This window comes from Neptunicoccus cionae (assembly GCF_002860325.1).
Taxonomy (GTDB): Bacteria; Pseudomonadota; Alphaproteobacteria; order Rhodobacterales; family Rhodobacteraceae; genus Amylibacter; species Amylibacter lutimaris.
In genome coordinates, this window is record NZ_PKOJ01000002.1 from 1 (window position 1) to 12,597 (window position 12,597).

Below are 12,597 nucleotides of genomic sequence, written 5' to 3' on the forward strand. Positions count from 1 at the left end.
AAGATCAGCAGACTGCAAATCGTAGCTTGCGTCACTGTCCGAATTTCGGGGGGTAGCTCAGTAGAATGAGCGCCGCAGATTAGCTACCCACTGCGCTTTATACTTCCGTCAGGGCCACGTTAACGGCAAAAAGTAACTACATCAGCGGCAATAGCTGGTACCCGAGGCCGGACTCGAACCGGCAAACCTTGCGGCGGGGGATTTTGAAACCAGTATAACTAATTTTATTTCAGTAACTTAAATGGAAAGATTCCCACTGACTTATGGTGAACGTAATGTGAAAGTGGGAAAATAATCCTGAGGCGCTTATGCCCGACTATTGACGCGTCTCGATGAAGGTCAAAATCGTTCCAACCAAAAGAGAGTTGCTCTTCTTTCATTAGGCAGCTTTGCGCAATAAACCGCCTTTCCAAAGTTTCGCGAACCGTCCAACTGAATTCTATGCATTGCGCAGCAGACACTTGCTTCGAGGCAGAATTTTCCCGCTGCAGCAATCGCCTCGAATGTCCGGTCTTAAATTGGCGCCACAAACGAACCTTCTAAAAGATTTCCGAAATTTCACATTTTTGGCAACAAGCATGCAAAGAATAACGATGGAGTCCTCTTTGGCTTTCGGGCACTATCTCGGGAAAAGGTCCGGAGATACAGAGCGATGATGGAAGCAGTTGCACGACGAAAAGCACATTGGCTTTTCGGCTCTGGGAGCGAGAAGAACTTTATCGGCAAGCGAAGACCACAAGAAGATATGGTGACATCTGCCGTGTTCGGTTCGATCGGACTGTTGTCCCCAAAAGATCGGTGCAAGGCCATCGAAATACTCTTGGGACGCGATGCCTTTAATACTACTGGCCTCTCGAAAAATTGCGACATAGGGACAGAGCTCTGGCCGCGACTTACCAGTCTAGAAGGACGGCGTCACGTTGAGCCCGACGTTTTGCTGAGGTCAGCGGATAAGACGACAATCGTCGAGGTCAAATGGCACGCCCCTCTTTCAAAAAGACAACTCGAGCAGCAGGTTGAAGCAGTAGGCGCTGAAAATGTCAGTGCTGTTGTCTTGCTGGGTGAAGCGGGAGTAGGAGAGAATATTAGTGGCACGCCCTGCTTTCGACGCACTTGGCGAGACGTATCTGGTGATCTTCAGAATTGGCAGGACCAAAAAAGCAGTGCTCTAAGCCTTTGGGGCAAAACAATGCAGGCCTTTCTTCAAGAGACGGATATGGGACGCATTTTCAATGGCTTGCCGATACCCAGAAAAGCAAAAAAGGTTTCGTATAGCTTCAGAAAGCCAGGCCATCGGCCATGGCTAGAGCCATGGCCGAACAAAGTCGAAACAGTTCAATACACATTTAAGCGAGGGGTATGAAGGATATGGATACGGACAAGGCAGTTGAGAATGGTAAGATTCTTTTCCAATCGGCTGAAAATTTGATGCAAGCAGCTCTTGATCTCGACGCCCTTATGGAAAGCATCTGGGATCTCCTCGCTGAAGAAACATTCTTGGGCGGTGAGATGAAAGATTCTAGTCATGCAGACGATAATTCAGGCAATGATTGGATTACACCTATCTATTCAGCTAACGGTGAAGTCCGGGGCAAAGGAAAAGGGTCACCTCGGCTTGGAACAATAACCTATGTTGTTCGTTTGTGTGGGAAAGGGTCGCTACTACCCCCACTTCCAAATTGGCCATGGCTCGAACAAGCCAGTCTTTTCGTCGGCTGGCATAAGTTAAATGATTATTGGGGGCCGGAGGATTTCGAGCCGTCAGAAGCTGACAATCTTCACCATCGCGGACATGGACTCTGGGCTTATCGGGATGAAAAAGACAGGCAGGACTATGGCCATTTTTTTGCTCTTCCGCTCTTTTCGCTCAGGACCGAGAACGATCTAAAACGGTTTATAGTGACCCCACTCAAGACACTCTTTCAAGCTGACGATCTCGAGGCAGTCGTCAAAGAAGCCCTTCGCGAGGTTCCTGTGCTTTTGCCCTCATCAGGATGACAGAAATTGTTCGAATGCAAACACTAGCCGAGTCGCACGATAGGTCACTTTGTCTGAACATCTGCCCCTTGTGGAGCCCCCTGAAAATGCCTTCAAACTACCCGTGGGATTAAATGAGCTTTGAACACACACTAACGATCAAAAGCAGGAACACTGAAAGTGGGAAACTTTTTTTGGTGAGAAATCTGAAGAGCGCCCCGTAAGGGGAATTTCTCAATGATTTCAAGTGGTACCCGAGGCCGGACTCGAACCGGCAAACCTTGCGGCGGGGGATTTTGAATCCCCTGCGTCTACCAATTCCGCCACTCGGGCAACGCTTGGCTGATTTAGCCTTCCCGATTATCCGCGTCAACGGAAAAATCGGGTTTTTCCGGCTCTTATAGCGCAGAGGCGCCGAAGGTGTCGCATTGCCGGATGTCGGCGGTTTCAAAACCGCGTTGGAACCAGTTCTGGCGCTGTGCGGATGTGCCGTGCGTAAAACTGTGGGGGTTCGGGCGCTGGCCGGCGTTGCGTTGCAGTGTGTCGTCTCCGATCTGGCGGGCCGCATTCAGCGCCTCTCCCAGATCGCCCCGTTCCAGCGTGCCAAGCCGGTCCTGTGCATAGCGCGCCCATATGCCGGAAAAACAGTCCGCTTGCAGTTCGATCATCACGGACACGCGGTTGCTCTCCGCCTGCCCCATCCGCGAGCGTGCCTTGTTCGCTTCGGCCAGAATGCCCAGCTCGTTTTGCACGTGATGGGCGATTTCATGGGCGACAACATAGGCAGCGGCAAAATCCCCCGACGCGCCTAGCCTGCGGGACAATGTGGTGAAGAAATCCGTGTCGAGATAGGCTTTCCGGTCTGTGGGGCAGTAAAACGGACCCGAAGCACCATTTGCACCGCCACAGGGGGATTGGGTCGCGCCTTTGAATAGAACCATCGTGGCCGGGCGATAAGTAGCATTCAGCTGCTGTTCGAAAATTTCGGCCCATACGGTTTCCGTATCCGCCAGCGTCACCGAGACAAATTCTGCCGCCTGTTCGTCTTGCGGTGTCAGTTCCACGCTACGACCGTTGGTGATCTGACTGCCGCCGGGATTGAGGAATGGCGTCACATCCACCCCGAGAAAGTATCCGATGGCCAGCACAGCAAGCAGACCGAAGCCCCCGATGCCGCCCGCAGCCCGAACCCCGCCGGAGCGACGGCGGTCCTCTATGTTACGGCTTCCCTGCCGGCCTCTCCATTTCATCTCAGCACTCCCGAAAACGTGATTTTTATTGAAACTAGCGCAGCCGCGTCGGGGCGCAAGGCTTGACCCGTACCGGACTACGGGGCATGAGAAACAAAAAACGAGAGGCGCTTGCAGTGTTACGCAGATTTTACGAGTGGATTCTGTCTCTGGCCCAATCCCGCTGGGCGCTGGCGGCGCTGGCAATTATCGCCTTTGTGGAAAGCTCGGTTTTTCCGATCCCGCCCGATGTACTGCTGATCCCGCTGATCCTTGCAGCCCCGACCCGCGCCTTCATGATTGCGGCGGTCTGTACAGTGTCATCCGTTCTGGGGGGCGCCTTTGGCTATTACATCGGGGCAGAGTTGTTTGACGCCATCGGCCGCCCGATTCTTGATTTCTACCACAAGGCCGAAGCTTTCGAGACGTTCAAAACGCGCTTTAACGAACAGGGCCACTGGGCGGTTCTGTTCGCGGGCATCACGCCGTTCCCCTACAAGGTCATAACGATCACGTCGGGCGCAACAGACCTGCCCTTTTGGTCCTTCCTGTTCTGGTCCCTGATCGCGCGCGGTATACGATTCTTCATCGTGGCGACTCTTTTGTGGCACTTCGGCGCACCCATCCGTGATTTCATTGAACGCCGCCTTGCCTTGGTGTTCACTGTGTTTCTGATACTTCTGGTTCTCGGATTCTGGGCGGTGAAATACTTCTGATGCAACAGAGACTTATATTACTGGCAGCCCTTGGCTCCGCACTGATGCTGGCAGCGGCTTTCGGATTTCAGCACATCGGTGATCTTGCGCCGTGCAAACTTTGTATCAACCAGCGCTGGCCCCATGCGGTGGCGGTTCTGATCGGTCTGGTGGCGGCCCTGTTCCCGCACCGGATACTGGCCCTGTTCGGCGCGGCTGCGGCCTTCACCACATCTGCCATCGGATTTTATCACGCCGGAGTGGAGTGGAAATGGTGGGAAGGCCCGACGACCTGCACATCCGGTCCGGTCGGCGATCTGGCGGTGAAGGATCTGCTGAACCAGATTCTCGAAGCACCGATGGTACGCTGTGACGAAATCCCGTGGGAGTTGTTCGGCCTGTCCATGGCAGGCTGGAACGGTGTTATCTCACTTGGCCTGACGCTGATCTGGCTGGCGGCGGCATTTCAGCCCAAAACCCGTTAACACTCCAAGGAACCCTGCGGCTCAGGCTTCCAGTTCGGCATCCCAGTAGAGAAAATCCATCCAGCTTTCGTGCAGGTGGTTCGGAGGAAACTTGCGCCCAGCGTTCAAAAGCTGGTTGGCCGAAGGCTGCATCGGGGTGCGGCGCAGTTTCATGTTTGCCTGCCGCAAGGACCGCGCGCCCTTGCGCAGGTTGCACGGCCCGCAGGATGCCACCACATTCTGCCATGTCGTCTTGCCGCCACGGGATCGGGGCACGACGTGATCAAAGGTCATATCCCCGCGCGAACCACAGTACTGGCAGGTAAATTCATCCCGCAAGAACAGGTTAAAGCGGGTAAAAGCGGTGGTCTGGGCCGGTTTGACATAATCCTTCAGGACAATCACCGAAGGAATCCGGATCTCGACCGAGGGCGAATGCACCGTGCGCTCGTACTCGGCAACGATTGTAACACGGTCAAGGTAGGCCGCTTTCACAGCCTCCTGCCAGCGCCAGACGGAAAGGGGAAAATAGCTTAGTGGTCTGAAATCCGCATTCAGGACAAGCGCGGGGTTCTCCCGCAGGCCAGCCGGATTTCGTATGAACTCTTGTGTAAACTCGGAAGTCATTAGCGTCACGCATCCCTGCTCTGTTGCGTTGATTGGCATCAGAGCGGGGCATCCCGCCCGTCACCGTAAGGAAAACTATATATAGATGCTTTCCTAGAACAACCCTCTATATTCAGCAGGTAACAGGCTTATGACCGATCACTAAGTTCCGGATTTATCTTCTTCGGTGCTGTAACGGGCGAACAGAGGCCCCTGAACGATAAAGAAAACGAACACAAGCGCGGTCAGCCCGAAGGTTTTGAAATTCACCCATGCGTCGGTAGACATGAACCGCCAGACCAGTTCGTTCGCCAGCGCAAGGGACAGAAAAAACGCGCAGACCCGTTTGGTCAGGATCATCCAGCCCTCGTGTGTCATGGGCACCATTTCATCCATCACAGTGCGCAGATAGGATTTGCCCTGCAACAGGCCGATCCCGAGCAGGCCACCAAACAGCAGGTAGATAATCGTCGGTTTCATCTTGAAGAAGCGGTCGTCATTGAACCAGATCGACATGCCGCCAAAAACAACCACCAGAACCGCCGTCATCAACTGCATCCGCGACAGTTTGCCCGTCAGCCACCACAACAATCCGGTCGATACCAGAAGAACGGGAATAAAGGCCGCCGTTGCGATGATAAAGCCCTCATAGCTTTGACCGAAGATTTCAAACTCGCGGTCCTTGATCCGTGTATAGGCCACAAAGAACAGGACAACCGGTCCAAGCTCCAGCCCGAGTTTCACCATCGGGTTGACTGATTTCTCGCTCATGAAAATTTGCCTCTAAACTGTCGTTTCTTGTGGTTTAGCCGCTAAACTCTACCAAAACTGCACCGGCTGCAATGGCTACCATCAGGGTTGCGCGCAAAAGACCGACTTTCTCGTGCAGGAACAGCCAGCCGATCAAAGCAGCGAACACCACAGAGGTTTCCCGCAGCACAGCGACCTCGCCCACTTTATCCAGCCGCGTTGCAAACATGATAGAGCCAAAGCTTGCGAAGGCCACTAATCCACCGATGACACCCCGCACCGCCATTGACCGCACCGAGGGTTGTACAGCCATTTTCCGGTATCGGTAGACTGCGATCCAAGGGAACACCAAACCGTCCAGAAAGAACAGCCAGAAGATAAAGGTAAACGGATTGAGCGTGGCACGCACCCCGTAAGCATCCCAAGTGGTATAGGCCGCCACGCCAAAGCCTGTCAGCACCGCATAAAACAGCCCCATCCCCATCGTGCGCCGGTCAATACCGCCCTGCATCAGGTTGATCCCCGCCAGCAGAAAGATGGCAGAGGACAGCAGGATCACCCCGGACCATTGCACCAGATTATAGCTTTCGTGAAAGCGGTCCTGAAACAGAACGCCCACAAACAACATCGTCACCAGTGGCCCCATGCCCCGCACGACCGGATAGACCACAGTGTAGCTGCCGCGCGCGTAAGCCATGGCCTGAAAGAATTTATACACTAGATGGATACCCATCGCCCCGAACAGCAAGGGCCACACATGTGGTTCGGGCCAAGGCACCAGAAACAGGATAACCGGCAATGCCATTACACTGTAACTTACATCAATCGCGCCCCGCGCCAGCCAGGGATCAAGTTTGCCTTTTTGCAGTGCACCAAACACAGCATGAAGAACTGCAGCCAGTACCGCCAGTGCCAGCGCAAGATTGCGCCCGAACTGGGTTCCGTCTACTTCTAGTAACCACTCGGTCATATCCGGCCTGCAATTTCAGGATCTAACATGTATTCAGCCCTCGTCGACGAGTTCCAGATCAACGGATCGGTTGTGCCACTGGGTATCGTCATATTCCGTATGTTCGCAGCTACTCTTATGGGTGGTATTATCGGTTGGGAACGGGAACACAACGCCCGCGCCGCCGGTTTACGCACCCATATGATGATTTCCGTTGCGTCCTGCCTGTTTGCAATCGTCGCGCTCGACCTGATTGCGCTGGATACAGAGGATCAGGAACGGATCAAGGCGGACCCGATCAAACTGATCAGCGCGATTACATCCGGTGTAGCCTTTCTCGCTGCCGGTTCGATCATCATTTCAGGAGGTAAAGTTCACGGTCTAACCACAGGGGCCAGCATGTGGCTTGTAGGGGCAGTCGGGCTAAGCTGTGGCACCGGACGTATCCCGCTTGCCCTTGTAGCGACGGTGATCGCCCTGATCATCCTGTGGATTGTGAACCGCGTGGCAGAGCGACCCAAGAAGAAAATCGAAGACGCAAGGGACGATGATGAGGACGAAGCGGAACCGGCCTAGCGCCCGCCAAGCGGCAGGCGCCCTACTCCAGACCTGTTAGCGCGCGGGCAAATTCCTCGGGGTCAAAGGGCGCCAGATCGTCGATCTGCTCCCCCAGCCCAATTGCATGGATCGGCAGCCCGAACCGGTCCGCCAGCGCCACCAGTACGCCGCCCTTGGCGGTGCCGTCCAGCTTGGTCATGACCAGCCCCGAAACATCTGCGATCTTCTGGAAAATTTCCACCTGTGACAGCGCGTTCTGCCCTGTGGTCGCATCCAGCACCAATAACGTGTTGTGGGGCGCCTCTGGGTCTTTCTTGCGGATCACCCGAACGATTTTGGCCAGTTCTTCCATCAGATCCTGACGGTTCTGCAACCGCCCCGCCGTGTCGATCATCAACAGGTCTGCCCCGTCCTGTTCCGCCTTGGTCATGGCGTCAAACGCCAGCGACGCCGGATCGGACCCTTCGGGCGCAGTCAGAACCGGAACGCCGGCCCGTTCTCCCCAGACCTGTAACTGTTCCACGGCGGCAGCGCGGAATGTGTCACCAGCGGCAATCACCACCGTCTTGCCAGCCGCTTTGAACTGGCTGGCCAGTTTGCCGATTGTCGTCGTCTTGCCAGAGCCGTTGACCCCGACCACCAGAACCACCTGCGGGCGTTTGGTGTAAAGGGGCATCGGGCGGGCCACAGGTTCCATGATCCGCGCCACTTCGCTGGCCAGCAGCGCTTTCAGCTCTGCGGTGGACAGCTTCTTGCCCATGCGCCCTTCGGCCAGATTGGCGGAGACCCGCATAGCGGTTTCAACGCCCATATCGGCTGTAATCAACAAATCCTCGATGCTTTCCAGCATGGCATCGTCAAGCGCACGGCGCACGACTGTCTTTTCCGCGGTCCGTCCGCCGAACAAACGCCCCAGAAGGCCTGGCTTTGCGGCATCAGCCTCTTGCGCCGCTTTGGCTGCCTCTGCCTGTGCAGCTGCCTGACGGGCTGTTTCGGCTTCGGCTGCGGCCTGCTCTGCGCGGCGGCGCTCTTCGGCCTCTGCTTCCCTCTCAAGGCGGGCCTGTTCTTCGGCCTCAATCCGCGCCAGTCGCGCAGCCTCGGTTGCTTCGGCAGCCTTGCGGGCGGTGTCTTCTGCCTCCTGCTCTGCCTTGACGCGGCTCTCGGCATCAAGTCGTGCATTTTCCCGAGCTTCTGCTTCCAGCTGTTCCGCATGACGCCGTGCAGCTTCTTCCCGCTCGGCTCGCGCCGCTGCTGCAGCTGCCTCTGCTTCACGCGCTGCTTCTTCCTGTTCAGCCAGTTCCCGCGCAGCAGCCGCCTGCGCCTCTTGCGCTTCCCGTGCCGCAGCGGCTTCGGCTTCGGCCTGACGGGCCAGTTCTGCCTCTCCGGTCTCTGTATCGGTGGTCCCGCCATCCTCTACGATCGCGTCAAGCCCCTCTTCAATCTTGGAAGAAGATTTGAACATGCGGTCTTTGAGTTTCTTGAAAAAGGACATATGACGGTTGCTCTTGATAGAAGTGATTTCACATGCAGGATGCTTTATTGCACCTAACGCCCGACAGAGGATTTTTAAAGCCCGATTTTAACGTGCCCTGCCCGCCCATAGCGATATATTTCCCATTATGCGCCTGATTTTCATTCTTTTCCTGCTGGCTTCTCCGGCATTTGCCGAACCACCAGACCGGCAATGTAATAGAGGCCGCTGGGGTGAAATCTGGTGTATCCGGAACGACTTCATTGCCTATGACACCTGTCAGGCGATCCGCGATGCTGCAGGTCTTCACAAGCTGGACACAGGCTTTTTCGCCCGACTGATCTGGCAGGAGAGCCGGTTTGATCCTTACGCCCTGTCCCCTGCGGGGGCGGAAGGCGTGGCCCAGTTCATGCCCGCCACAGCCAAACTGCGCGGTCTTGGCGCCAGCTACAATCCCGCAGAGGCGCTGGATCATTCGGCCCATTACCTTGCAGAGCTGATCGCCCGATTTGGCAACGCAGGGCTGGCCGCAGTCGCCTATAACGGAGGCGAGAGACGGGCAGCGGAATTTATCGCAGGAAGCGGCGGGCTGGCCCAAGAAACCGAAGACTATGTGCGCATCATCACCGGCCAAAGCGCGCAGGACTGGCGCGACACACCGCCGAAGGAGCTCGATATGGCGCTGGTGAAGGACCAGCCTTTCCTGCCCGCCTGTCTTGCTCTGACCCGAACAAGCCGCGTCAGCAAGCTGAAATCCCTGCGCCCTGTCCCAAGCCTGCCGCCCTGGGGCGTCCAGCTTGCCGCCGGTTCCACACAGGCCAAAGCCGCGAGCAGCTTTGAACGTAACTCCCACGCCTGTGACGCGGAAATCGGCAGCCAAAAGCCGGACTACATACGCAAAAAACCACAGGTGCGCGGCCGAAAACCCTATTTCGTGGCACGCCTTGGCGCCCCCTCGCGCGGGGCGGCCCAGCAATTGTGCAACCGCCTGCGCAAATTCAATTGCGCCTGCGCGGTCTATAAGAACTGACACCTTTCCCCATTAGCCTAGAAATAAATTGTGCAAACCAGACGCAAGGCATAGGATCAACGCAATTCCTTGTTTTTTCATTAAGCTATTTATTTCCCTCGCACGGAAAGGTGGACCCAATGGCTGCCAGCAAAGACAGCGCAATCATCGAAAGTTATGCGTCCGACAACTTTAACAAAGCTTTGAGAATAATAAATAAAGACAAAGATACCGCGATAGGTATTTTGTCGCAAAACCTGTCGAAAATTAAAAGCATCGCGATTCCGATTTCCACGAAAGGAGTGTCGGAGTACGCAAAGAACAAAGCCAGTTGCGAGAAAGCTTACAAAGCTTTCATGCAAGAAATGAACGCGGTTTGGAGTAAAAAGGCCAAAAGCGGCAAGAAGCTCGACACGCTATATGACAATTACTGCCAGACAATTGCCGAATTAGAAGCCGAGAATGATCGCTGGACCGCGGTGCTCGGGGCGGATTTCATTCTGAAGGTTTCAAGCGGCTTGCAGCAATTGTTAAAAATGCGCGAGATGATGAAACTACGTGCCAGCGAACTGTTGACGGAAATTGAAGCCCTCAAGAAAGATTTGAAAAAGGCTGAAAAAGAGGAGTGGCACACTTATGTCAAGAACGGCATTTCGATTTGCTGGTCTGTTGCGACCATGGTTATTCCACCGCTTCGGGCCATGAGCATGGTGCATAAACTGGCGGCGACAGGACTGATTGTGTTGTCTTCCGACGCGATTTTCGGGTCCAAAAGCGATATTGCCGAAGATGGAACCACCACTGCACTGGACGGCATGAAGATCGCATCAGTAGCCAAAAAGATGGAACGTGCCGCAACTGGTTTTGGCGCGGCGTCATTGGCTTTGAAGGCTGTGGTAATCCACGGAGACGCAAAGGAAGTGGCCGAAGTGCGCTCTAAAGTCGAAGTGCTGAAGGCCAAAATTGATAACGCGCAAAAGTCTGTAAATTATATGAGCAAAACCCTGCGGAAAACCGAGGGTGAGGCAATAAAGATCAAGACCAGTTTGCGTCAGTTGGAAAAGAAGATGATGGCACAGGTCCAAAAGGGACGCGATGCCAGCAAGATGCATAAGAGCCTGCTGGCAAAACGCGCGAAGCCTTAAAGATAGGGCGCCCTAAGTGATCAGGGCGCCTTATCCGGTTTAGATCATCGCCATGCCGCCGTTGACATGCAGGGTCTGGCCGGTGACATAGCTGGCCTCCTCGGATGCCAGATAAGCGACCGCCGAAGCGATCTCCCCCGCATCACCCATACGCCCCATCGGGATCGAAGACAGCATTCCCTCTTTCACTGAATCACCCAGTTCGGCTGTCATCGCGGTTTCAATAAAGCCCGGAGCCACGCAGTTGGCGGTAATCCCGCGGGATGCGATTTCCTGTGCATAGGATTTGGTCATGCCGATCATGCCCGCCTTACTGGCCGCATAGTTCACCTGCCCCGCGTTGCCCGTCACACCCACAATCGAAGTGATGTTGATCACTCGGCCCCATTTCTGTTTCATCATCGGACGCATGACCGATTTCATCAGACGCATGGTAGAGGTGAGGTTCACGTCGATCACGTCCTGCCAGTCCTCGTCCTTCATCCGCATGAACAGGTTGTCCCGTGTGATGCCAGCGTTGTTCACAAGGATATGCAAACCGCCCATAGCCTCGGACGCCTGCCCCGCCAGCGCGGTCACGGCCTCTGCGTCACCCAGATTACACGGGGTGACAAAAGCACGATCACCCAGTTTTGCAGCCAGTTCTTCCAGCGGACCAACGCGGGTTCCGGAAAGGGCCACAGTCGCGCCCTGTCCGTGCAATGCGGTTGCAATCGCTCCGCCAATACCGCCCGATGCGCCTGTGACCAGTGCGCATTTTCCTGTCAAATCAAACATTCGATTATCCAATCTTTTCTGCTGCGGCTTTGGCCCCGTCAGGGTCGTTCACGGCCACACATTCAATTTCGCGGGCAATCCGGCGGATCATACCCGACAGCGCCTTACCGGCACCGATTTCATAGATTTCGCTCACACCCTGCGCCGCAGCATAACCCATGCTTTCACGCCAGCGCACGGAGCCTGTCACCTGCTCTACCAGCAGATCGCGGATCGTGGCGGCATCGGAGACAGCTTCGGCCCGTACATTTGCAATCAGGGGCACAGCGGGGGCGTTAATGGTCACTTCGGCCAGCGCTTCGGCCATCCGGTCTGCGGCGGGTTGCATCAATGCGCAGTGAAACGGTGCAGAAACCGGCAGCAGCATCGCCCGTTTTGCGCCTTTTTCCTTGGCAATCACCAATGCCCGCTCGACTGCAGCTTTATGGCCGGACACAACCACTTGAGAGGGATCATTGTCATTGGCCGCCTGACAGACCTCGCCTTGTGCGGCTTCTTCAGCAACTTCGGTGGCAGTGGCGAAATCCAGTCCCAGCAGCGCCGCCATGGCGCCAACGCCCACGGGAACCGCCTTTTGCATCGCCTCGCCACGGATGCGCAGCAGGCGAGCAGTATCAGCCAACGAAATCGAGCCTGCAGCACAAAGTGCTGAATATTCCCCGAGACTGTGCCCCGCAACATAAGACGCCGCCGTGACCGAAACGCCTTCGGCTTCCAGAGCCGCCATCGCCGCCAGAGATGTGGCCATCAACGCGGGTTGTGCATTTTGCGTCAGGGTCAGGGTTTCAATGTCACCTTCCCAGATCAGACCGGACAGGCTCTCGCCCAGGGCTTCGTCCACTTCATCAAATACAGCTTTCGCCGCCGGATAAGTGTCCGCAAACGCCTTACCCATACCGATGGTCTGGGCGCCCTGGCCCGGAAATACAAATGCTCTTGTCATTGGTGCCTCTTTTTTGCTTCACGT

Annotated in this window: 14 protein-coding genes and 1 tRNA gene; 7 read left to right on the top strand and 8 right to left on the bottom strand. The window is 55.6% G+C overall.

Translation table 11 applies throughout. The annotated features are described in order from the left end of the window. Positions 1 to 652 precede the first annotated feature (652 nt). Together C0U40_RS05860 and C0U40_RS05865 are read left to right on the top strand one after the other, a co-directional pair. Positions 653 to 1,363, top strand: coding sequence for a hypothetical protein (locus C0U40_RS05860; protein WP_101654850.1), 711 nt, complete (start codon positions 653 to 655; stop codon positions 1,361 to 1,363). Then, on the top strand, positions 1,360 to 1,998 hold the full coding sequence (locus tag C0U40_RS05865; RefSeq protein WP_145991892.1) for a hypothetical protein: 639 nt from the start codon (positions 1,360 to 1,362) through the stop codon (positions 1,996 to 1,998). The genes C0U40_RS05860 and C0U40_RS05865 overlap by 4 nt, the downstream gene beginning before the upstream one ends. Before the next feature lie 227 nt (positions 1,999 to 2,225). Here the strand turns inward: C0U40_RS05865 and C0U40_RS05870 are convergent. Further along, positions 2,226 to 2,310: transfer RNA gene (locus C0U40_RS05870), tRNA-Leu, on the bottom strand. A 65-nt stretch (positions 2,311 to 2,375) separates the two neighbouring features. Beyond that, positions 2,376 to 3,227: a KPN_02809 family neutral zinc metallopeptidase gene (gene ypfJ, locus C0U40_RS05875; RefSeq protein ID WP_101654852.1), complete on the bottom strand. Its 852-nt coding sequence runs from the start codon at positions 3,225 to 3,227 to the stop codon at positions 2,376 to 2,378. Between the two features lie 116 nt (positions 3,228 to 3,343). On the opposite strand from ypfJ, the gene C0U40_RS05880 reads away from it, so the two are divergent. Then, entirely contained in the window at positions 3,344 to 3,922 is a 579-nt protein-coding gene (locus C0U40_RS05880) for a YqaA family protein (protein ID WP_101655402.1), read from the top strand. Continuing rightward, positions 3,922 to 4,386 carry a disulfide bond formation protein B gene (locus C0U40_RS05885; RefSeq protein ID WP_101654853.1) on the top strand — a complete coding sequence of 155 codons (465 nt, stop codon included), beginning with the start codon at positions 3,922 to 3,924 and terminating at the stop codon, positions 4,384 to 4,386. The genes C0U40_RS05880 and C0U40_RS05885 overlap by 1 nt, the downstream gene beginning before the upstream one ends. Positions 4,387 to 4,407: 21 nt before the next feature. Here C0U40_RS05885 and C0U40_RS05890 read toward each other — a convergent pair whose 3' ends face one another. The 3 genes from C0U40_RS05890 to C0U40_RS05900 all read right to left on the bottom strand — a co-directional run bounded on the left by C0U40_RS05890 (position 4,408) and on the right by C0U40_RS05900 (position 6,691). Continuing rightward, complete coding sequence (locus C0U40_RS05890; RefSeq protein ID WP_101654854.1) at positions 4,408 to 4,992, bottom strand: HNH endonuclease; 585 nt, start codon at positions 4,990 to 4,992, stop codon at positions 4,408 to 4,410. Between the two features lie 141 nt (positions 4,993 to 5,133). Next, positions 5,134 to 5,742, bottom strand: coding sequence for a septation protein IspZ (gene ispZ, locus C0U40_RS05895; RefSeq protein WP_101654855.1), 609 nt, complete (start codon positions 5,740 to 5,742; stop codon positions 5,134 to 5,136). 34 nt (positions 5,743 to 5,776) lie between these two features. Beyond that, entirely contained in the window at positions 5,777 to 6,691 is a 915-nt protein-coding gene (locus C0U40_RS05900) for an EamA family transporter (protein ID WP_101654856.1), read from the bottom strand. 27 nt (positions 6,692 to 6,718) lie between these two features. Between C0U40_RS05900 and C0U40_RS05905 the strand changes: the two genes are divergently transcribed. Next, a complete protein-coding gene (locus C0U40_RS05905) occupies positions 6,719 to 7,246 on the top strand; it encodes an MgtC/SapB family protein (protein WP_101654857.1) in 528 nt (175 codons plus the stop codon). Between the two features lie 22 nt (positions 7,247 to 7,268). Here the strand turns inward: C0U40_RS05905 and ftsY are convergent, their stop codons facing one another. After that, positions 7,269 to 8,720, bottom strand: coding sequence for a signal recognition particle-docking protein FtsY (gene ftsY, locus C0U40_RS05910; protein ID WP_101654858.1), 1,452 nt, complete (start codon positions 8,718 to 8,720; stop codon positions 7,269 to 7,271). Positions 8,721 to 8,847: 127 nt separating this feature from the next. Here ftsY and C0U40_RS05915 point away from each other — a divergent pair, with 127 nt between their 5' ends. Next, a complete protein-coding gene (locus C0U40_RS05915; RefSeq protein ID WP_101654859.1) occupies positions 8,848 to 9,729 on the top strand; it encodes a lytic transglycosylase domain-containing protein in 882 nt (293 codons plus the stop codon). A 119-nt stretch (positions 9,730 to 9,848) separates the two neighbouring features. Continuing rightward, the gene (locus C0U40_RS05920; RefSeq protein ID WP_101654860.1) at positions 9,849 to 10,853 is read left to right on the top strand and encodes a hypothetical protein; all 1,005 of its coding nucleotides are present in this window, start codon (positions 9,849 to 9,851) and stop codon (positions 10,851 to 10,853) included. A 39-nt stretch (positions 10,854 to 10,892) separates the two neighbouring features. On the opposite strand, the gene fabG is transcribed toward C0U40_RS05920, so the two are convergent. Together fabG and fabD are read right to left on the bottom strand one after the other, a co-directional pair. Continuing rightward, complete coding sequence (fabG, locus tag C0U40_RS05925; RefSeq protein WP_101654861.1) at positions 10,893 to 11,630, bottom strand: 3-oxoacyl-[acyl-carrier-protein] reductase; 738 nt, start codon at positions 11,628 to 11,630, stop codon at positions 10,893 to 10,895. Positions 11,631 to 11,634: 4 nt separating this feature from the next. Then, positions 11,635 to 12,573, bottom strand: coding sequence for an ACP S-malonyltransferase (fabD, locus tag C0U40_RS05930; RefSeq protein WP_101654862.1), 939 nt, complete (start codon positions 12,571 to 12,573; stop codon positions 11,635 to 11,637). Positions 12,574 to 12,597: the final 24 nt, after the last annotated feature.